This is a genomic window from Ruminococcus flavefaciens (genome assembly GCF_900143025.1).
GTDB classification, from domain to species: domain Bacteria; phylum Bacillota; class Clostridia; order Oscillospirales; family Ruminococcaceae; genus Ruminococcus; species Ruminococcus flavefaciens_I.
Map to the genome: position 1 here is coordinate 151727 of NZ_FRCT01000002.1, position 19939 is coordinate 171665.

Annotated in this window: 21 protein-coding genes; 16 read left to right on the forward strand and 5 right to left on the reverse strand. The window is 37.9% G+C overall.

Annotated elements, in window-relative coordinates; genetic code table 11:
• Positions 1-122 precede the first annotated feature (122 nt).
• The gene (locus tag BUB28_RS02875) at positions 123-2429 is read left to right on the forward strand and encodes an ATP-dependent Clp protease ATP-binding subunit (RefSeq protein ID WP_072948518.1); all 2307 of its coding nucleotides are present in this window, start codon (positions 123-125) and stop codon (positions 2427-2429) included.
• A gap of 38 nt (positions 2430-2467) precedes the next feature.
• Here BUB28_RS02875 and BUB28_RS02880 read toward each other — a convergent pair whose 3' ends face one another.
• The 4 genes from BUB28_RS02880 to BUB28_RS02895 all read right to left on the reverse strand — a co-directional run bounded on the left by BUB28_RS02880 (position 2468) and on the right by BUB28_RS02895 (position 5791).
• Positions 2468-4051, reverse strand: a complete 1584-nt coding sequence (locus BUB28_RS02880) for a hypothetical protein (protein ID WP_072948520.1) — start codon at positions 4049-4051, stop codon at positions 2468-2470.
• Positions 4041-4547 carry an RNA polymerase sigma factor gene (locus BUB28_RS02885; protein ID WP_072948523.1) on the reverse strand — a complete coding sequence of 169 codons (507 nt, stop codon included), beginning with the start codon at positions 4545-4547 and terminating at the stop codon, positions 4041-4043. The genes BUB28_RS02880 and BUB28_RS02885 overlap by 11 nt, the downstream gene beginning before the upstream one ends.
• Before the next feature lie 94 nt (positions 4548-4641).
• The gene (locus BUB28_RS02890; RefSeq protein ID WP_347497239.1) at positions 4642-5526 is read right to left on the reverse strand and encodes a radical SAM protein; all 885 of its coding nucleotides are present in this window, start codon (positions 5524-5526) and stop codon (positions 4642-4644) included.
• On the reverse strand, positions 5519-5791 hold the full coding sequence (locus BUB28_RS02895) for a hypothetical protein (RefSeq protein ID WP_072948527.1): 273 nt from the start codon (positions 5789-5791) through the stop codon (positions 5519-5521). Before BUB28_RS02895 ends, BUB28_RS02890 begins: the two co-directional genes overlap by 8 nt.
• Before the next feature lie 167 nt (positions 5792-5958).
• Between BUB28_RS02895 and proC the strand changes: the two genes are divergently transcribed.
• From proC to BUB28_RS02920, 5 genes are all read left to right on the forward strand, one after another.
• The gene (proC, locus tag BUB28_RS02900) at positions 5959-6759 is read left to right on the forward strand and encodes a pyrroline-5-carboxylate reductase (RefSeq protein WP_072948530.1); all 801 of its coding nucleotides are present in this window, start codon (positions 5959-5961) and stop codon (positions 6757-6759) included.
• A gap of 150 nt (positions 6760-6909) precedes the next feature.
• Positions 6910-7413: a hypothetical protein gene (locus tag BUB28_RS17615; RefSeq protein ID WP_431767967.1), complete on the forward strand. Its 504-nt coding sequence runs from the start codon at positions 6910-6912 to the stop codon at positions 7411-7413.
• A 16-nt stretch (positions 7414-7429) separates the two neighbouring features.
• Positions 7430-8347, forward strand: a complete 918-nt coding sequence (locus BUB28_RS02910) for a YesL family protein (RefSeq protein WP_072948534.1) — start codon at positions 7430-7432, stop codon at positions 8345-8347.
• Positions 8348-8449: 102 nt separating this feature from the next.
• Positions 8450-8932: an RNA polymerase sigma factor gene (locus tag BUB28_RS02915; RefSeq protein ID WP_072948536.1), complete on the forward strand. Its 483-nt coding sequence runs from the start codon at positions 8450-8452 to the stop codon at positions 8930-8932.
• The gene (locus BUB28_RS02920) at positions 8929-10254 is read left to right on the forward strand and encodes a hypothetical protein (RefSeq protein ID WP_072948538.1); all 1326 of its coding nucleotides are present in this window, start codon (positions 8929-8931) and stop codon (positions 10252-10254) included. The genes BUB28_RS02915 and BUB28_RS02920 overlap by 4 nt, the downstream gene beginning before the upstream one ends.
• A 115-nt stretch (positions 10255-10369) precedes the next feature.
• Here the strand turns inward: BUB28_RS02920 and BUB28_RS02925 are convergent, their stop codons facing one another.
• Positions 10370-10855 (reverse strand): YfcE family phosphodiesterase, encoded by a 486-nt coding sequence (locus tag BUB28_RS02925; protein WP_072948540.1) that lies wholly within the window; start codon positions 10853-10855, stop codon positions 10370-10372.
• Positions 10856-11040: 185 nt separating this feature from the next.
• Here BUB28_RS02925 and BUB28_RS02930 point away from each other — a divergent pair, with 185 nt between their 5' ends.
• The 10 genes from BUB28_RS02930 to BUB28_RS02975 all read left to right on the forward strand — a co-directional run bounded on the left by BUB28_RS02930 (position 11041) and on the right by BUB28_RS02975 (position 19769).
• The gene (locus BUB28_RS02930) at positions 11041-11292 is read left to right on the forward strand and encodes a hypothetical protein (RefSeq protein ID WP_072948543.1); all 252 of its coding nucleotides are present in this window, start codon (positions 11041-11043) and stop codon (positions 11290-11292) included.
• Between the two features lie 12 nt (positions 11293-11304).
• Positions 11305-11655 (forward strand): hypothetical protein, encoded by a 351-nt coding sequence (locus tag BUB28_RS02935; RefSeq protein ID WP_072948545.1) that lies wholly within the window; start codon positions 11305-11307, stop codon positions 11653-11655.
• 18 nt (positions 11656-11673) lie between these two features.
• The gene (locus BUB28_RS02940; RefSeq protein WP_072948546.1) at positions 11674-11982 is read left to right on the forward strand and encodes a hypothetical protein; all 309 of its coding nucleotides are present in this window, start codon (positions 11674-11676) and stop codon (positions 11980-11982) included.
• Between the two features lie 10 nt (positions 11983-11992).
• A complete protein-coding gene (locus BUB28_RS02945) occupies positions 11993-12247 on the forward strand; it encodes a pro-sigmaK processing inhibitor BofA family protein (protein WP_072948547.1) in 255 nt (84 codons plus the stop codon).
• A 77-nt stretch (positions 12248-12324) separates the two neighbouring features.
• Entirely contained in the window at positions 12325-13599 is a 1275-nt protein-coding gene (locus BUB28_RS02950; RefSeq protein ID WP_072948548.1) for a thymidine phosphorylase, read from the forward strand.
• 59 nt (positions 13600-13658) lie between these two features.
• Positions 13659-14132: a zinc ribbon domain-containing protein gene (locus tag BUB28_RS02955; RefSeq protein ID WP_072948549.1), complete on the forward strand. Its 474-nt coding sequence runs from the start codon at positions 13659-13661 to the stop codon at positions 14130-14132.
• 204 nt (positions 14133-14336) lie between these two features.
• A complete protein-coding gene (locus tag BUB28_RS02960; protein WP_072948550.1) occupies positions 14337-15971 on the forward strand; it encodes a class I adenylate-forming enzyme family protein in 1635 nt (544 codons plus the stop codon).
• 143 nt (positions 15972-16114) lie between these two features.
• Positions 16115-16498, forward strand: a complete 384-nt coding sequence (locus BUB28_RS02965; RefSeq protein ID WP_072948553.1) for a sporulation initiation factor Spo0A C-terminal domain-containing protein — start codon at positions 16115-16117, stop codon at positions 16496-16498.
• Between the two features lie 161 nt (positions 16499-16659).
• A complete protein-coding gene (locus BUB28_RS02970; RefSeq protein ID WP_072948556.1) occupies positions 16660-19428 on the forward strand; it encodes a glycoside hydrolase family 3 protein in 2769 nt (922 codons plus the stop codon).
• A complete protein-coding gene (locus tag BUB28_RS02975; protein ID WP_072948558.1) occupies positions 19428-19769 on the forward strand; it encodes an arsenate reductase family protein in 342 nt (113 codons plus the stop codon). Before BUB28_RS02970 ends, BUB28_RS02975 begins: the two co-directional genes overlap by 1 nt.
• Positions 19770-19939 lie beyond the last annotated feature (170 nt).

A 19939-nucleotide genomic window follows, 5' to 3' on the forward strand; every position in this document is an offset into this window, starting at 1 on the left:
TTCATAGTACATAATATGTCATACGAAAAAAAGTGTTACAGATTTTTCAAGTTCATATATTTCGACACTTATCGCGTAAAAAAAGTGGCATAATATATTCATGATAATAAGGAGGCAAGAAAATGATCAATAATGAAAAGTTTACAAAGAAAGCTCTTTTGATAATTGAGGGAGCTATAGAATACGCTTCTGAGCTTGGACATACTTACGTTGGAAGTGAACATATTCTTCTTTCCATAGCAGGCGAGGGGAATTCTGATGCTGCTGATATTCTAATTGATAGTGAGATCACATATGACGAACTGCGCAAAGAAATAATTAATATGGTAGGTCAGGGAACCCCGTCCGTTCTTAATCAGCGTTTTTTTACAACTGCGACGAAACGTATACTTGAAAAAGCTGTTTTATCAGCATCAGCTGCAAAAGACAAGAAATCCACTCCCGAGCATATCCTTGCAGCAATGATCGAAGAAAAATCATGCAGCGGATGTACGATAATAAGAAGGCTCAACGCAGATATAAATACTATCTATACAAGACTTTGCGATATTCTGGATAACGAAGCAAGCAGAAAGCTTTATGATGCAATGATGCCTAAGCAGTCACAGATTCCAAATCTATACAGATACGGAAAAAATCTTACCGAATTAAGCAGTATAAGAAAAAACGATCCGCTTGTAGGGCGAGAAAAAGAAATAGAAAGGATTTTACAAATTCTTTCGCGCAGAAATAAAAACAATCCCTGCCTTATAGGTGAAGCAGGTGTAGGCAAAACAGCTATAGTTGAAGGAGTAGCAGAACTATTTACAAAAAATCTCGTACCTGATACACTTAAAAACAAATATATTTTTTCGCTTGATATAGCGTCTCTTCTATCAGGAGCCAAATATCGTGGAGATTTTGAAGAACGTATAAGATCTTGTATAGATGAAGCAGTAAAAGCAGGAAACATAATACTTTTTATTGATGAGATCCATATGATAGTTGGTGCAGGTGCAGCAGAGGGAGCAATAGATGCTGCAAATATTATGAAACCGCAACTTGCACGAGGTGAATTGCAGATAATTGGTGCAACAACTTTTGACGAGTATCGTAAAACAATAGAAAAGGATTCTGCACTTGAAAGAAGATTTCAGCCTGTGAAAATATGTGAGCCGGATGCTGAAAGCTGTATAGAAATGATAAAAGGCTTACGGTATAATTATGAGAGATATCATAATATGCGAATAAGTGATGATATAATTAAAAAAGCTGTCGAGCTTTCAAAAAGATATGTTACAGATCGCTTCCTTCCTGATAAAGCTATTGATATCTTAGACGAAGCTTGTGCTTGCGCTAAAATAAGGAACTGTGAAAAGCCAATCAAAAATAAAGCTAAACTTCCTGATATTAGGTCAGATAGAAAAAAGGATGTTGAGAATGAGGTTACTGAAAACGATCTAAACAATGTTATATCGCTAAAAACAGGGATTCCGATAAACAAGCTGACACCTTTTGAGTCAAAAAAGCTATATGATTTAGAAAAGAAATTATCAGAACATATCATAGGGCATGATAATGCTGTAAGGAAAATAATAGAGGTCCTATATCGCGCAAGATCGGGATTACGTGACTCAAATCGTCCCATTGCTTCATTTTTATTCGCTGGTCCTACAGGAGTAGGAAAAACTGAGCTTGCAAAAGCACTTGCAGATTATTTTTTTGATAGTGAAAATAGTCTTATACGCATTGATATGTCAGAATATATGGAAAAACATTCAATCTCAAAGCTTATCGGAGCACCTCCCGGATACGCTGGTTATGACAGCTGTGAAAACAATCTCTGTGAAAAAGTAAAGAGGTGTCCGTATTCTCTGGTGCTATTTGATGAAATCGAAAAAGCTGATACAGAGGTGCTGAATATACTTTTGCAGATACTTGAAGACGGTTTTGTTACAGATTCGGTTATGCGCAGAGTTGATTTTCGCAATACAATAATAATAATGACGTCAAATGCAGGTGCTGAGGAGCTCACTTCAAAAATAACTCTTGGTTTTTCGGGAATAGATGATATAAACGGCAGGATAGCAGAAAGAATAAGCAAATTTTTTTCATCGGAGCTTATCAATCGCATAGATGAAATAATTTTCTTTGAGACTTTTAAAAAGGAACATCTTTTAAAAATAAGCAGATTGCAGCTTAATGCCATAGCTGAACGCGCAAAATGTCTCGGGATCAATATTGAATTTACAGAAAGAGTTGCAGAAATCGTTGCTTCAGCAGAAGGTACTTCACGCTATGGGGCAAGACCTATCCGACGAAGAGCTGTGGAGCTTGTAGAAAATGGCCTTGCGAGAAAGATTGTCAATTCAGAGATAAATAGTGGTGACAGCATTAAAATAGATATAGAAAACGAAAGTATCAGCATGACAAAAACTGTTACGATATAAGAAAAAGGCAATACATGATTAATGTATTGCCTTTAATGTTATCGAGGTATATCTTTTACCGCAAGGTAAGGAGTTTCATTGTTTTTATCGGAATATGAGCCGAATATGTTTATATAGTAGTCATCAAGCATATCTGCTCTTGCAAGGAGAGATATTTTAACGTGAGTCTGTTCGCCCTGAGGTATGTTTATATGGTTTTTGGCAGAATGATTATCAGTCTCGAATGATACAAATCCGTTGCCGGATGATATATGAGTCGGAATTATTCCGGCAAGTCCGTTTTTGTATACATCATCATAAAGATCAAGAACACCTTCGCAGTCGTGGTATACTTCAGGAGCAACAAGGAAATCTGTTGATGTATGATTTTCAATATCATCAAAGATATCATGGTCACTTGTATTTGTATAGGTAAGCTCAAGTACAATAAGCTTCATTTCTGCATTTTCTTTTTCAACAAGCTCGTCAATGGTATCCTTGCCATCGCCATATTTCATCCAGCAGTATGTCTGATAGATCTTGCCTTCTTCATCAATAAAAGGACTGTAATCCTTATATATTCCACAGCAATCAGTAGTTATGCCTTCAAAATCATCTTGTATCCATGCATTGTCTATTGTAATGTCAACATTATGTCCATTAACTGTATGTGATATAGTTTGACCAACATTTGTGAATGATACTTCATCAATAGGTTTGCAGTTCTTTAACATTTCGCTGTGATATGCTTCTGCTGAAATTTTTGAATTATCAGATGATTTTTCACTATTGACCCAAGGATAAGCTTTCTCATCGTTTGAAGGTATAAGTGTCATACCTTTGATAAAGCTTTTGAAATCTGCTGTAGATATATCATTTGTTGCATAAAGCTGAACAAAAAAATTGAAACCTTTAAATTTTACCCAGGCAATTTTATTGAAGTTATTTACATCTTCTATCTCTTCGAAAATGTCAGATGTATTGAAAATATAAGCTGTTTTACTTTCATCAGAAACATCTGAATATGAAACTATTCCGCTTAATGTTTCTTTAAAAGCTGTATCGTCTTTTATTCTGTAATATGCAGCTTCAAATGTACCACCTGAAGGTGTTACATATGCATTTTTTTCATTTTCAAGCGCATACACGCCTTCCGGAAGCCATGTATACTGAACATCATATGTCTGTGTGTCGGCTATTTCGTCATATGACGGAGTATATTTTAAAATATATTGATATTTTCCGTTTTGAGTAATTTGGAAGTTTGGCGAATGTTCTTCAATAACTTCTGCGATCGTTGCTTGTTCTGTAACAGCTTCAGTAGTAACTTCTTCGGTGACTAATGACGTAGTTAACGCCTGAGTCATTTTTTCAATTTCTGAAGCAGGTTCAATTTCTGTATTTTGATTTGTATAAGCAAAAACTACAGCAGGCACTGCAATTATAACTGCCGCTGCTGCCGCGATCATACTTATATAACGTCTATGAAAGTAATTTGTTTCCCTTTGAGGAGTATGTCCTTTCTGAATTTCTGATTTTCTCAGTTCATATAATACGGAGAAATCGTGTTTTTTACCTGATGAAAAAGCATTGTTGACTATTCTTTTCCACTGCTTTTTTGAAGGTAGTTTTTTATTTCTCATCAGTAATTCCTCCTTTCATTCTCAGACGTTTTTTAGTACGTTCAAAACGCTTTCTGACATTGCTTTCGGTGAGAGATAACTTTTGGGCGACATCTCTCCATGACATTTCCTTAATACAGCGCATGATGACAATGCTCCTGTCGGGCTCTTCAAGAGTATTGAGTATATTATCAACATGATTTTTGTTTTCTGTATTGGCGCAAACGTCTGCTATCTGTATAGATTCGTCTATAGGTACTTCTTCTGTATGGCGTCGTTTGTTTTTGCGGTAAATATTAATAGATGTACTCTTAATTACCTTGACTATGTATGAACGAGTTTTTGTACTTCTGCAATCTTCAAACTTATGCAGCTTTCCGAGTATACGGATAAATGCATCTGAAACAGCGTCCTCAGCAAGTCCTTCATCATGTAATACTGCATATGCTATACGGTACATTGGTTGTTCATAAAGGTTATAAAGAGTGGTAAGTTTTTCGGAATTTTCCTTAGTCATCTTATCACCTCGATCGAAACGTTTCAATATATATAACAGTTAAAAAAACAGTTTTGTGACATTTTGAATTAAAAAAACTCCCTGAAAGGAGCTTTCAGATACCTGTAAGATCAAATTCAGGGACATATTTTTCAGAAGAAGAGCTTTTTTGCTGCGTAAATCCGTTTATTCCAAGCTGTGCTGCATGATCAACTACAGTGTTGTATTCCATTTTAGTTACACGGCGTTTAAGTTCTTTGTATTCATCGGAAATAAAGTCGAAAGGTGTGTACTGATTCATTATACTTACAAGCACTTCATCTTTAGATGTAGATCCGGCTATCCAGTCCATTATTTTCATCGAGTCATGCCTGTGAGAGGGGAGGACCATATGTCTGATGATAGTTCCTTTTATAAGTCCGCCCTCATCGTTATAGCAAAGCTTACCGATCTGCCTGATCATTGCAAGGACAGCTTTTGATGTAATATCAAAATAGTCACTTGCGTTTGAATATTTTTGAGATATATCAGATGAAAAGTATTTTATATCAGGAAGATATATATCTACATATCCGTCCAGCATATCTATTGTTTCAGTAAGTTCGTATCCTCCGCAGTTATAAACTACTGGTATAACAAGCCTATGCCTGATTTTATCCAACGCATTGATAATATTCGGGACGAAATGTGTCGGCGTTACAAGGTCGATATTATCTGCTCCCATATCCTGCAATGAAAGAAATATATCAGCAAGCTTTTCGGTGCTGACTTTTTTTCCGAACAATTCGTTGCTTATTTTATTATTCTGACAGAAACAGCAATGCAGATTACAGCCGGAAAAGAAAACAGTACCTGCTCCGTTTTTATAAGAGATGCAGGGTTCTTCCCACTTATGAAGAGAGGCTCTTGCAACGACCGTATCAGCTCCCGCACCGCAGAAGCCAGTATTTTTCGTTCTGTCTACACCGCATTTACGCGGACATAAATAACATTCACTCATCGTATTCATCTTCCATATAATCCCTGAAATCAAAATTTTCTGATGTTGTAGTGCTGTTCAAAAGGTCGCTTCGAGAAATATTGTTTTTAACACAATACATTGCTGCAGTTGCAAGAAAAAGACTTTTTGACAGCTTATTTTTTGAACAGTATTCGCTTATCAGCCTGTCCTCGTAAAGGCTGACTTTGCACGACAGGCTTTTATAAAATATCACGCTGTTTGAATAACGAGTAGCCTTGTCCTTGGATTTTTCCTTCTTATTCATAATTATCCCCCCAAGATCAATACAATAATTGTATCATTGCTGTCGATAAAAGTCAAGAAACGCCACAAAAATCGCTTAGCCTCATTAAATATCACAAAATTATCACTTGCTTTTTTGTACATAATGATGTATAATAAAAATTACATTAATATAAGGAGATCATAACAATGAATAACATAGGTTTTATTGGTGCAGGCAATATGGGTACTGCCATCATGAAGGGTATATCAACAAGCAGTCTTGGAAAAGATGTTCAGCTCCACGCTTTTGATCCAAGTACAGAAAAAGTAACTGCTCTTGCCGAGTATAATGTCAGTGGCTGTTCATCTGAAAAGGAAATAATGGAAAAATGCAAATATGTTTTTCTTGCAGTAAAGCCACAGATAATAGAGGGTGTGCTTGAAGCTATAGCTCCGTATACAACAAAGGATACTGTAATAATATCTATTGCTGCAGGTATAGGCGATGAGTTTATTGCCAAAAAGACTATTTCCGATGTTAAGGTTATACTCGTAATGCCGAATACACCTCTTCTTCTTGGTGAAGGTGCATCAGCACTTTCACGCAATGACAAGGTTACTGACGAAGAATTCGGTGTTGTCCTGAATATCTTTAAGATATGCGGAAAAGCAGCTGTTATTTCAAAGGACAAGATGAAGGAAATAATCGCTATCAACGGAAGCAGCCCTGCATTTATTTATCTTTTTGCAAAAGGATTTATTGATTACGCAGCTTCTGTTGGAATATCTGCTGAAACAGCCGAGGAGCTTTTTGCACAGAGTCTTATAGGTTCAGCTAAGATGATAACTGACTCAGGAAATACTATTGACGAGCTTATAAAGATGGTTTCTTCACCTGGAGGTACTACTCTTGCAGGTCTTGACAGGCTTTATGAAGGCAAACTTACAGAAGTCGTAAAGAACTGCTGTGAAAGCTGTACCAAGAGAGCTTACGAGCTTTCAAAGTAATTCTAAAATCTGAAATATGCGCATATCCTTATTTAGAAAGGAATGATGCGCATGAAACATATAAGTACATTTTCTGATAAAACTGTATCGCGGACAAGCCTTGGAGCATATATACCTGTAATTATGGCAGGTATAGCTATAGGTTCGCTTATGATAAAAAACAGAACTCTGGCAAGCTCAGTATTTATAAATCAATATTTTATATCTGCAAATGCCGGACTTTCTGCATTTTCTCTTGCCTTAGGCAGCTTTTTATCTTCTCTTGCCTTTACGGCAGCAGCATTTTTCTTTGGATTATGCGCCCTCGGAAAGCCGTTCGGAGCATTACTTCTTATGTATCGCGGTGCAGGGATAGGCGTATCAGTAGCTTTAGTGTATTCATGTATGGGAAAAAACGCACTTCTTCCTTTACTTGTAACGATACTACCCAAAGCAGTGGCATTTTCTATATCAGCTATACTGACCGTAAGAGAAGTATTCCGCAGTTCACATATTATATTTATGTATTGCATAAAAGGTGATACATTTACAGAGAATACACACAGTTTCAGACTTTATTGTATAAAGTTCATTGTACTTATATTATTATCATTAATTATCTCTGCCGCTGATGGAGGACTAAATTACTTGTGTGTCAATATCATTCGGCAATAAACGGAGGAATTTTAAATTGGGTTTATTCAAAAGCAATGAAACTACAGGTGCAGGCATATCCAAGAATGCGCCAAAGAAAAAGGGGTTTTCTCTTTTCTGGGATATATTCTGTAGGAAATTCTGGAAACTTATGGAGATAAATCTCCTGTATATGCTGTTTTTTATTCCGCTTTTGCTTATTTTTCCGGCTATAAGTCTTTTTGAGAAGAATTATTATGCTGCCATGACAAGCAGTGTATTGCTTATACTTATATTTATGGTGCTTATAGGACCTGCGACTGCTGGTATGACGAAGATAATGCGAAAGTTTGTAATAAACAAACATTCATTTATAATGCAGGACTTTTTTAAAGGCTTTAAGGAAAATTTTAAAAAGTCGGTAATTATAGGTTTTATTGACTGTCTTGTTGTTATCTCTGCATATGCTGCACTTAATGTATATCCTGTATTTGCTGTACAGGAAACAAGGTTATATTATATACCTTTGGTAATTACATTTAGTCTGTTTCTTGTTATTATAATGATGAATCATTATATATACCTTATGCTTACGGCAACTAACCTTTCTATGAAAAATCTTTTCAAGAATTCGTTTGCACTTTCATTCGTTGCAATGAAGCAGAATCTGCTTGTATTTATAATCGGACTTGCCTTTATTGTACTTATGTACTTACTTTTTGTTTATCTAATGCCTGTCTTCTTCCTTCTGATAGCATTTTTCCCGGCTGCACTGATTTGTCTTATAAACTCTTTTGTATGCTATCCGGTAATACAGAAATATGTTATAAATCCTTATTATACAAGCATCGGTGAAATAAATCCTGAGCTTGTAGACGATACTCCAACAGAAGAAGAACGAATTTTTGAAGATATGGGCGGTTTGGAAAAGCCAGTCGAAAAGCGTAAAAAAGGCAAGGGCAAAAGAATTTCATAAAATAAGCGGTGCTATTTTGCACCGTTTTATTTTTTTGTGATATTTCAAAGACTTTATCCGTTATATATATGAAGTACTTCAAAAGCTCAAGGAAGTGGATCAATGACTACAGAACGAATGGCAGAATTATATGACAAATATAAAAATACAGTTTATCGTATGGCGTTTGCATACTGCAAAAACAAAGCTGACGCAGAGGATATAATGCAGGAAGCGTTTATAAGGCTTTTTACTGCTGATGTCATATTTGAAGATGAAAGCAAGGAAAAGAGCTGGCTTCTTAAAGTAACTGTAAACAAATGCATGGATATGTTTCGTTCGCTCAGGTATAAGTATTTATTGAATTCTGTTCCTCTTGAGGAAGCAAATCTGACATATGAAACTCCCGAAGAGAGTGAGGTCTATCATGCAGTAATGTCACTTTCAACAAAATACAGACTTGTGATACATTTATATTATTACGAGGATTACTCCATAAAGGAGATCGGCCAAATAACGGGAAAGAATGAATCTGCTGTGCAGACTCAGTTATACCGTGCAAGAAAAAAGCTGAAAGATATCCTCGGAAAGGAGCTCCGATTATGAATATAAACGATTATAAAAAGGTTACAGACCGTTTGGAACCTGACGAGCGGTGCAGAAAAGAGGTACTTGGTATGAATAAAGGTGAGAACAAAATAAAGCAAAGCATAAATAACGAGTTTGAAGAAAAGGTAAGCGGTGTTGAGGTAAAGCACGGTAACAATGCTATGAAGTACATCAGTATTGCTGCAGCATTCGTGCTTGTTGCAGGCGGTATCGGAACTACAGGCTACCTTATGCACAGAAATGGCAGTTCACAGCTTACGGATGTTATTGAGGAAACTGCTTCCGAAGCATTTGCTGAGGAAATGACTGAGGATGAGAGCGAAATAATTACAGAGGAAGAAGAAAAGCCGATCGAATACGATTATGACGTAATAGCAAATAATCTTACAGATCGTTACCTTGAAGGAGTAAACATTCTTGTAAACGGAGATGTGGATTACGACAGCAACGACAGTATAACCTTCTACACTTATGACAGTCATAAAGATGATTGGAATAAATATGGCGGAGAGCGTACTTTTTACAGGGTAACTGACGAACGCTTTAAGAATTGTCAGGATATTTACGAATATTATAAAGAACCTCTTGCTTCTGTAATAGGTGTAAAAGGCTACGAAGATTATCAATATGAAATGCCGGAAAATTATGAAGATGCTCAGAATATAGAAGGTCGTGGATCAATACTAAGCTGGCTCGGCGGTGATATAAGTAAATTTGAAGTTGGCAGCAAGGTCGATATCAGCCCCGATGGAGAAGAAACAAGAGACAATCAGGCTATGTCTGTAAATAATGCATTGTACGTTGAATATAACGGTCAGTTGTATGTAAACGACTGGTCTATCGAGCCTCATCAGATCGGACGTGGAAAATTTATTGAAAAATATAATTCAGATCCGAAAATAACAGATAAAAGCGAAGATTGTATTCAGGTTTCACGCTATTGTAAAGTTAATTATGCTGATTGGGATAATTTCAAATACGGAGAGGAAAAGCAATTTTATATTTATCTCGTTAACGGAGAATGGAAAATAGGTGCAGTCAATATTGGAGTACGTCCGGAGTATGATGCAGCTGTTGCTATCTATTACGACTCACAGGGCAATACAGATTATAATGATATAAACTTTGACTGCGATGAATTTATGTCACGTCTTGAGCTTATTGATTACAATGAGGAAACTCATATCAGTAAGGTTCACGTTATACTGCATGATATGAACGGTAATGATGCTGCTGAAATAACCGCAGAGGTAAATCTTGACAACAATTCAGATTCATATTATAAAGTCATTTCAAAAGATATAACAAGATTGAAATGATTTTTGACAGTATTATTGATGAAAACTAAAGAAATCCCCTTGAACAAATCAAGTTCAAGGGGATTTCTTTATGTAACAATAATCATATAACTGCATAAAATAAAATCAGGGGATATCAGACATTAACGATATTTGTAACAACATCGCCTTCGGGAGTGATGTCAATATGCCCGAATGAAGGTTTCATGCCGTCGCGTGGGATTGATGCACTGCCTGGGTTAAGTATATAAAGCCCGTTTTCATAGCTCTGATAACGTACATGAGTATGTCCGAAAAGGATTATATCGCAGTTGTTTGTAAGAGCAAGTGTTTTAAGTTTTTCAAGCGAACCGCCGACCCCGTATAAATGACCATGAGTAATGAATATTTTATGCTCCATAGCAGGAAGAATAAAAAAATCATCGCTAATGCTGTCAAAATCGCAGTTGCCCGCAACATGGATTATTTTAGGAGCTAATTTCTGATGACTGAGGATAAAATTATCGAGCTCATGTTCGCCGTCGCCGAGGTGGACTATCCAGTCTGCATCGGTATTTCGCATGATAACAGATTCAAGAGCATAGGAATTACCGTGAGTATCAGATATTACAACAATACGCAATGCGATCCCTCCAATAAAGAAGTTGTTAACTTATTATAACATAAAAAAATAAATAAAGCAATATTTACCAAAAAATAAATCATATGAAATAAGTATGACGTGAATATGTATAAATCTTTAAGATTATGACATAAAGTACAGAATACAGCAATATAATATATTGAATACATTATAAGGAGGCAATTATGAATAATAATATTGATCCTAAAAAAATTTCGGGACTTCTCAATGCAGTAAGCAAGAAAATAGGGGTACCGCCAGAAAAACTGCGAACAGAGCTTGAAGAAGGAAAGTTTGACAGTGCGTTGTCAGCAATGAACAGAAATGATGCTGCTAAATTCCGACAGGCGGTAAATAATCCGAAGCTTGTAGAAAAGATGATGAGCACTCCACAGGCAAAGGCACTTTATGAGAAATTATCAGGCGGAAAAAAGTAAGGGGAGCTTACTATGGACGATCTGATGAGCAGGATCAATGAGCTGCTTTCCGATGAAGAAAGCGTAAGGCAGTTGTCGGAACTGGCACAGATGATGAATTCTGAAAATACAGATGATGCGGCAGACAATAAAGCTTCTGAAGAAAGCAATAGCGATCAGCCCGATCTCAGTTCCATCATAAAGCTGACAGGTCTTATCAGTGCGGCATCTCAGCAGGATAAAAACGCTGATCTTCTTCTTGCACTCAAGCCGCATCTCGGGGCTGAAAAACAGAAAAGAGTTGATAAAGCCATAAAGCTCCTTAAACTTCTTGCAATATGGAATATTGCAAAGGACAGCGGACTATTACAGGAGCTTATATGATAAACAGGAGGTGAGTCGATGGCAGTATATAACCTTAATGATCCGAGAAGGGAAAATGCAAAGCTGTATAGAGGCATTTATAAAGCTCCTGCCGCTGACTTGCCTCCCCGCAATAAAAGCGAGGAACTGTGCAGGAATGAATGTGGACCTGTATTCAGCGATGTTAAAACTGATAAAGAAAAAAAGCTTTTAGGCGGACTTGCAGATGAGTTTTTTGAAGGCGGTATAGACAGTGACAAGCTTCTTATAGCTGCACTGCTTTATATACTTATAAAGGAAGGTGCAGATATCAAGCTGATAATCGCACTCGGATATATACTTATGTAAGAGGTAAAATATGGATACGGAAATGATATTCAGATCACTTTGCTGTGCTGTGATCGCAATAATGATGATATATTATTTCAGACGTGAAAAAAAGCTGCTTTCGTTTCTGACAGGAGCGGTAACAGGCGGTGCAGCACTGTTTATAGTAAATAAATACGGCATGATGATAGGTGCGGATATACCGCTCAACCTTTTCAACACAGTAGGTAGTGTTGTTTTGGGAGTTCCGTTTGTTATTTTTCTTGTAATAATGAATTTTTTGTAAAATTTGAGTTCTATTTCACAAAAGCTGTTGAAAAATTATTATTTTTATGGTAAAATATGTGTATAGGAGGTGGATATATGAACATCATTGATATTATTAATAAAACAAAAAAATCTCAGCAGCTTACAGACGATGAAATAAACTGGCTCGTAAAGGGCTATACAGATGGTGAAATACCTGATTACCAGATGTCTGCATGGCTTATGGCAGTGTGTCTGAACGGACTTACAGAAAAGGAAACCTTTGCATTAACGGCAGCTATGCGTGACAGCGGCGATGTTCTGAAACTGGATATCCCCTTTACTGCGGACAAGCATAGTACAGGCGGAGTAGGAGACAAGACTTCACTTATTATCGGACCGATTGTTGCAGCTTGTGGTGTATGTGTTGCCAAAATGTCAGGCCGCGGTCTCGGACATACAGGCGGTACGATAGATAAGCTTGAAAGCATAGAAGGCTACAAAACCGACCTGCCAATAAGCGAGTTCGAGAAAATACTGAAAACAACAGGATTTTCAATAATATCTCAGACAGGCGATCTGTGTCCTGCTGATAAGAAAATGTATGCTTTAAGAAACGCAACGGGAACGGTTGACAGTATACCGCTAATATGCGCAAGTATTATGAGTAAAAAGCTTGCAATGAACGCTGATGTTCTTGTGCTTGATGTAAAATATGGTTCGGGAGCTTTTATGAAAACCAAGGAAGATGCTGAAAAGCTTGCATCGCTTATGGAAAAAGTCGGTCATTCGGCAGGAAAAAAGTGCAGAGCGATCGTTACTGATATGAATGTCCCGCTCGGAAAGAATATCGGAAATGCACTTGAGGTCAAGGAAGCAATAGAGATATTACAAGGAAAGTCCAAAGGCAAGCTTTATGATACGTGTATTGAGCTATCGGCTGCAATGCTTGAACTATCGGGCAAAGGAAACGAGTGCGAATGCAGAAAGCTTGCAGAGGAAGCTATTTCATCAGGAAAAGCACTTGACGTCCTTCGTGAAACTATAAAGCTTCAAGGCGGCAATGAAAAGGTATGCGATGATACTTCTCTTCTTCCTCAGCCCCTGCTCAAATACGAGATAAGAGCGACAAAAGATATGATAATCAAAGGCTTCGACTGCGAAGAATTAGGCATGACTTCGCTTCTTCTCGGCGCAGGAAGACTTTCAAAAGAGGATAAGCTGGATATGAGCGCCGGAATTGTAATGAACTGCGATATAGGAGATCATCTTTCGGCAGATAATGTTATTATGACGCTGTATTCTACAGTGTGCAGTGATTTTTCTGATGCAGCTGTACGCGCTTTAAATGCTGTAAGATTTAAAATCACAGAAAAGCCCAGTTATACTTGACTATGCTTTTTGACTGTGATAAAATAAGAATATAAATTTATATACAGGAGGTCATTGTTATGGGTTTTGTTGATTCAGTAAAGGGCTTTGCCGGCAAAGTAGGCGAGTCGGTTGAGCGCGGAGCTAAGACAGTATCTAACAATTCAAAAAAATTCGCAGAAAAGAACAAGGTAAAGCGCGATATTGCGCATATCGAGGCAGACATTAATTCTGATTACATAGAGCTTGGTAAAGCTTTATATGAGAAGATAAGCAATGATCCTGACAGCGAATATGCAGCTACTATTGCAGATATCAAGGAGAAAAACGGCAAGCTCTCAGAGTTAAAAGCTGTTCTTATGTCTCTTGAGGATAAAATGTTTTGTACTAACTGCGGAGCACAGATCAGTAAGGATCAGTTATTCTGCGATAAGTGCGGCGCAAAGGTAAATGAACCTGAAGCAGCTGAAAATACCGAAGCAGAAGTTGTTGAAGCAGAGGTCGTAAGCGAATCGTCTGAAGAAGAATTCAGCTCTGAGGACGTTAAAGACTGAAAGTAAAGGCGCATCATTGATTTGATGTGCCTTTCTTTATGCAATGTGCTGAAAAAACACTATTCCGATTTGTTAAATAAAACATAATTTTTTTATTTACTTTTTCGCTTTTTTGTGATAAAATATAAATAGTTTATTGCTTTGCAGCTTTTTGACTTTTAAATGTAAAAGTCAATATGATTGCATGAAGAAAGGAACATAATAATGCCTATAACAGAATTACTTGAAAAAAATGCGAAGTTATACGCTAACGACGTTGCTCTTGTTGAAGTAAATCCTGAGATAACCGAAGTAAGACGTATAACATGGAAGGAATATGAGCTTATAGAACCAAATCCGGAATGTCATTACAGACGTGAGATAACATGGAAGGTTTTTGATGAAAAGGCAAATCGCTTTGCTAATATGCTTATCGAAAGAGGCGTTAAAAAGGGCGACAAGGTCGGAATACTTCTTATGAATTGTCTTGAATGGCTCCCTATATATTTCGGCGTCCTTAAAGCAGGTGCACTTGCAGTGCCTCTTAATTTCAGATATACCGCTGATGAGATAAAATACTGCCTTGATCTTGCAGAAGTAGATATTCTTATGTTCGGTCCCGAATTCATAGGAAGAATAGAAGAAATTGCTGATGAAATAAGCAAAAACAGACTTTTGTTCTATGTAGGTGAAGGATGTCCTTCATTTGCTGAACATTACGACAGCCTTGTTGCAAACTGCACAAGCACAGCTCCTGATGTGAAAATATCTGATGATGATAATGCGGCAATATATTTCTCCTCAGGAACGACAGGTTTCCCGAAGGCTATACTTCACGATCATACAAGCCTGATGCATTCGGCTAAGGTCGAGCAGAATCATCACGGACAGACACGAGATGATGTATTTCTTTGCATACCTCCGCTTTATCATACAGGTGCAAAAATGCATTGGTTCGGAAGTCTTTATTCGGGAAGCAAGGCTGTTCTCCTGAAGGGAGTTAAGCCGAAGTCGATAATAGAAACAGTTTCAAATGAAGGCTGCACAATAGTCTGGCTGCTTGTGCCGTGGGCACAGGATATTCTTGATGCTATTGACCGCGGAGAGATAGAGCTTGATAAATATGATCTTGATCAGTGGAGACTCATGCATATAGGCGCTCAGCCTGTACCTCCATCGCTTATTGCACGTTGGAAAAAGGTGTTCCCCAAGCATCAGTATGATACCAACTACGGACTCAGTGAGTCTATCGGACCTGGCTGCGTACATCTTGGAGTTGAGAATATCCACAAGGTGGGGGCTATCGGTAAGGCAGGCTTCGGCTGGGAAGTAAAGATAGCCGACGAAAACGGTAATGAAGTACAGCGTGGAGAAGTAGGAGAGCTGCTTGTTAAAGGTCCCGGAGTTATGAAGTGTTATTATCGTGATGAAAAGGCTACTTCCGAAACATTAAAGGACGGCTGGCTGTATACAGGTGATATGGCTCAGGAAGATGAGGACGGCTTTATTTATCTTGTAGATCGTAAGAAGGACGTTATAATCAGCGGCGGCGAAAATCTTTATCCTGTACAGATCGAGGACTTCCTCAGAAGTCACCCGGATATAAAGGACGTTGCTGTTATCGGACTTCCTGATAAGAGACTCGGTGAGATAGCCGCAGCTATTATATCAATAAAGGAAGATCATAATTGTACTGAGGAAGATATCATTACATTCTGTCAGAAGCTTCCGAGATACAAGAGACCCCATAAGATCATTTTTGCAGATGTTCCGAGAAATCCAACAGGAAAGATCGAAAAGCCAAAGCTTCGTTCCATATATTGTGGAGAAAGTCTTGTTGCAAAACAGATAAAAAACTGATCAAAAGAGCAGCTTAGGCTGCTCTTTTTCATTCAACACACATATTTCGACAAAATACGTCATAAGACGACGAAATCTGCTATAACACATTTTGGAAAAATATGGTATAATTATAGTAGATACATCGAAATGGCGTATTTAAATTGAAACAAAATCTTGAAGGAGTAATTGTAAAAACATTACTTAATCTTGGAATCTCTCCAAACATCAAAGGCTATCGTTATTTGCGTGACAGCATCTTTATATGCGTTACTTCAGATAATAAAAACTTGTCATTCAACAAGGATATCTATATGAGGATCGCTAAAGAGTATAACACTACAGAAGCCTCGATGGAGAGGGCTGTAAGGCACGCAATAAAAACAGGATGGCACAGACACAATGATGATCTTGCAGAATTGATATTTATGAATACTCTGCAAAGCACAAATGATGTGCCGACAAATTCTGTTTTTATTTATACGGTTTCTGAATGGATTCGTGTAAATATACAGTATAGTGAAGAAAATGGCAGTTCAATAATTTGAACTGCTTTTTCTTTTGCTGTAAGCTTAATTTATAATGATTACAATTTTTCATACGTTTTATATAGTTAGAACGTTTTGTTAATTTATAACAAAACGCTTGCATTAAGCCTCAAAAATTGATATAATGTTATTATAATTTATGATACTGTGAGGTAATCATTATGAAAAGAGTGCTTGATTGGAATAAATATATCGAAAAAGCAGTGCAGACAGTTGCCGAAGGAATTGTTATGCTCGAAAACAATAATGCCCTTCCGCTTGAGTCAGAAGATACAGTTTCTGTGTTTGGACGTATTCAGCTGCATTATTATAAAAGCGGTACAGGCTCCGGCGGAATGGTAAACGTTTCAAAGGTGACAGGTATAGTTGACGGTCTTATTGAAGCCGGAGTAAAGATAAATAAGGAACTTCTCGATATTTATAATAAATGGGACGAAGAAAATCCCTACGATCAGGGAAGCGGCTGGGGCGGAGAACCCTGGTCACAGAAGGAGATGCCTCTTGATGAAGAAGTTGTAAAGAAGGCAGCGTCCATAAGTAAAAAAGCGATAGTTATTATAGGCAGAACAGCAGGCGAAGAGCAAGATGCACGAATTGAAGCTGGTTCGTACCTTCTGACAGATAACGAAAAGGATATGCTGAAAAAAGTGCGAAAGCATTTTGAAAAGGTCATTGTTCTGCTTAATGTCGGCGGACTTATCGACCTCGAAGATATAATCGCAAACAAGCCCGATGCATTGCTGTATGTTTGGCAAGGCGGCATGACAGGAGGCACAGGTACAGCCGATGTGCTTGTTGGAAAAGTTAGCCCGTCAGGAAAGCTTCCCGATACGATTGCTTATAAAGTAACCGATTATCCGTCAGATAAGTATTTCGGAGATATGAAATGCGACCGTTATACAGAGGACATATTTGTAGGTTATCGCTGGTTTGAGACATTTGCCAAGGACAGCGTGCTTTATCCATTTGGTTACGGACTATCATACACAACCTTTGATATTGATCTGATTGACGCCAAAAATAATGAAAATGAGAGCATAATTAATGTTAAAGTAACAAACACAGGCAAATATAAGGGCAAGGAAGTAGTGCAGGTGTACTGTGAAGCTCCGCAAGGTAAGCTTGGAAAAGCTAAACGAGTTCTTTGCGGCTTTGCAAAAACAAAGGAACTTGCGCCAAACGAGAGCCAATCGCTTGAAATCGTGGTTAAAAACAGTGATATAGCTTCATATGACGACAGCAAGGATAATCATTGCTGGATACTTGAAAAGGGAAAATATTATTTACATATAGGAAACAGCGCAAGGAATTGTCCGAATTCTTTTTCGTTTACAATTGATGAAGATAGAGTAATCGAAAAATGTTCGCAGGCTCTCGCTCCTGTTACCGAATTTGAGCGTATAAAAGCTTCCGAAGGTGATAACGAAGTTACATGGACTATGGAAAAAGTCCCGATGAGCGAAGTAGATGAAGAAAAGCGTATCGCTGAACGTATTCCTGCGGAAATAAAATATACGGGAGATAAAGGTATCAAGCTTGCAGATGTTCTCAGTGAAAAGCACACAATGGATGAATTTATTGCTCAGCTCAGCGACCACGATCTGTCATGCATAATCAGAGGTGAGGGAATGGGCAGTCCTCGCGTAACAGCAGGTACAGCTTCAGCATTCGGCGGTGTTTCCGACAGACTTATGGATTTTGGTATTCCTGCAGGCTGCTGCTCTGACGGACCTTCGGGTATGAGGCTTGACTGCGGTACAAAAGCTTTCAGCCTTCCTAATGGTACGCTTATTGCTTCTACCTTCAACCGTGAGCTTGCGGAAGAACTGTTTGAATTTATGGGAACCGAGATGATAGCAAATAAGGTAGATTGTCTCCTCGGACCCGGAATGAACATACATCGTCACCCTTTAAACGGCAGAAACTTTGAGTATTTTTCAGAGGATCCGTTTCTTACAGGCAAAATGGCTGCTGCTGAATTAAAGGGACTTCATAAGGTTGGAGTCACAGGAACTATCAAGCATTTCTGTGCTAATAATCAGGAGACCAATCGCCATTTTATCGATTCTGTAGTATCTGAGCGTGCACTCAGAGAGATCTATCTGAAAGGCTTTGAAATAGCTGTAAAGGAAGGAAATGCAGATTCCATAATGACGACTTACGGAGCTGTAAACGGCTTATGGACGGCAGGAAACTTTGACCTTAATACAGTGATCCTGCGTGAGGAATGGGGCTTTAAGGGCTTTACAATGACTGACTGGTGGGCGAATGTAAATTATCGCGGCGGAGAACCGAAAAGAAATTTCTATGCTCCTATGGCAAGAGCCCAGAATGATGTTTACATGGTCTGCTCTGACAGTTCATGCGTTGACGAGGACATAGAAAACGCATTGAAGGAAGGTTCGCTTACAAGAGCGGAGCTTCAGCGAAACGCTGCAAATATCCTTGGATTTATTTTAAAAACTCATGCAATGAAGCGCATGATAGGCGATGAGGATACGGTTGAGATAATCAACCGCGGAACGGATAACGATGATACAGATGAACCTGTAGTGTTCTATGACCTTGATAAAAAGGTGTCCATTGACCTTTCAAATGTAAAGAGTGTCAAGGGAGAAAACTACTCGTTCGCGCTTATAGTAAAAAATGAAGGCTGGTACAGAATGACAATAACAGCATCTTCTGAGCAGAGTCAGCTTGCACAGATACCTATAACTGTTTTTGCTATGGGTACAAATATAGGTACATTTACATGGAACGGCACTCAGGGCAAGCCTGTGTCATATTCACTTGAAATGCCTATTTTCTCGCGTTTTACAACTATAAGAATGTATTTCGCACAGAACGGACTTGATCTTCACAGTGTTGATTTCGAACTTTTGAAAGCAGCGGAAAATATGGATTTAGCATTTGCAGCGGAGGAAAAATAATGAATATTCAGATATTCGGTACAAAAAAGTGCTTCGATACTAAAAAGGCGGAGAGATATTTCAAGGAGCGCGGCATTAAATATCAGTTTATAGACATGAAAGAAAAGGGCATGAGCCGCGGCGAATTTACAAATGTCAAGCAAGCAGTAGGCGGCATTGATGCTCTTGTCAATGAAAATGCCAAGGATAAAGAGCTGCTTACTCTTCTCAACTATCTTTCTGACGATGATAAAGAAGAAAAAATACTGGAAAATCCGCAGATTATCAAGACTCCTGTAGTCAGGAACGGTAAAAAAGCTACCATAGGATATAATCCTGAAGTATGGATAAGCTGGGAGTAATATTGTTAAAATATAAAAATATATCTATTTGAGTAAAAAATTGCCAAAAGGGTAGTGCATTTTATTTGGAAATATGTTATAATTATTATATGTTAGTCATAAGCTGACAGAATTACAACGAAAAACATTGTTTTTCGTGAAATTATATTTTATAGGGATCATTTCCCGAA

Bases quoted from the DNA above. Each gene is read 5' to 3' on its own strand.
- BUB28_RS02875 (WP_072948518.1), top strand. From the start codon at position 123: ATGATCAATAATGAAAAGTTTACAAAGAAAGCTCTTTTGATAATTGAG.
- BUB28_RS02880 (WP_072948520.1), bottom strand. From the start codon at position 4,051: ATGAGAAATAAAAAACTACCTTCAAAAAAGCAGTGGAAAAGAATAGTC.
- BUB28_RS02885 (WP_072948523.1), bottom strand. From the start codon at position 4,547: ATGACTAAGGAAAATTCCGAAAAACTTACCACTCTTTATAACCTTTAT.
- BUB28_RS02890 (WP_347497239.1), bottom strand. From the start codon at position 5,526: ATGAGTGAATGTTATTTATGTCCGCGTAAATGCGGTGTAGACAGAACG.
- BUB28_RS02895 (WP_072948527.1), bottom strand. From the start codon at position 5,791: ATGAATAAGAAGGAAAAATCCAAGGACAAGGCTACTCGTTATTCAAAC.
- proC (WP_072948530.1), top strand. From the start codon at position 5,959: ATGAATAACATAGGTTTTATTGGTGCAGGCAATATGGGTACTGCCATC.
- BUB28_RS17615 (WP_431767967.1), top strand. From the start codon at position 6,910: ATGATAAAAAACAGAACTCTGGCAAGCTCAGTATTTATAAATCAATAT.
- BUB28_RS02915 (WP_072948536.1), top strand. From the start codon at position 8,450: ATGACTACAGAACGAATGGCAGAATTATATGACAAATATAAAAATACA.
- BUB28_RS02920 (WP_072948538.1), top strand. From the start codon at position 8,929: ATGAATATAAACGATTATAAAAAGGTTACAGACCGTTTGGAACCTGAC.
- BUB28_RS02930 (WP_072948543.1), top strand. From the start codon at position 11,041: ATGAATAATAATATTGATCCTAAAAAAATTTCGGGACTTCTCAATGCA.
- BUB28_RS02935 (WP_072948545.1), top strand. From the start codon at position 11,305: ATGGACGATCTGATGAGCAGGATCAATGAGCTGCTTTCCGATGAAGAA.
- BUB28_RS02940 (WP_072948546.1), top strand. From the start codon at position 11,674: ATGGCAGTATATAACCTTAATGATCCGAGAAGGGAAAATGCAAAGCTG.
- BUB28_RS02945 (WP_072948547.1), top strand. From the start codon at position 11,993: ATGGATACGGAAATGATATTCAGATCACTTTGCTGTGCTGTGATCGCA.
- BUB28_RS02950 (WP_072948548.1), top strand. From the start codon at position 12,325: ATGAACATCATTGATATTATTAATAAAACAAAAAAATCTCAGCAGCTT.
- BUB28_RS02955 (WP_072948549.1), top strand. From the start codon at position 13,659: ATGGGTTTTGTTGATTCAGTAAAGGGCTTTGCCGGCAAAGTAGGCGAG.
- BUB28_RS02960 (WP_072948550.1), top strand. From the start codon at position 14,337: ATGCCTATAACAGAATTACTTGAAAAAAATGCGAAGTTATACGCTAAC.
- BUB28_RS02970 (WP_072948556.1), top strand. From the start codon at position 16,660: ATGAAAAGAGTGCTTGATTGGAATAAATATATCGAAAAAGCAGTGCAG.
- BUB28_RS02975 (WP_072948558.1), top strand. From the start codon at position 19,428: ATGAATATTCAGATATTCGGTACAAAAAAGTGCTTCGATACTAAAAAG.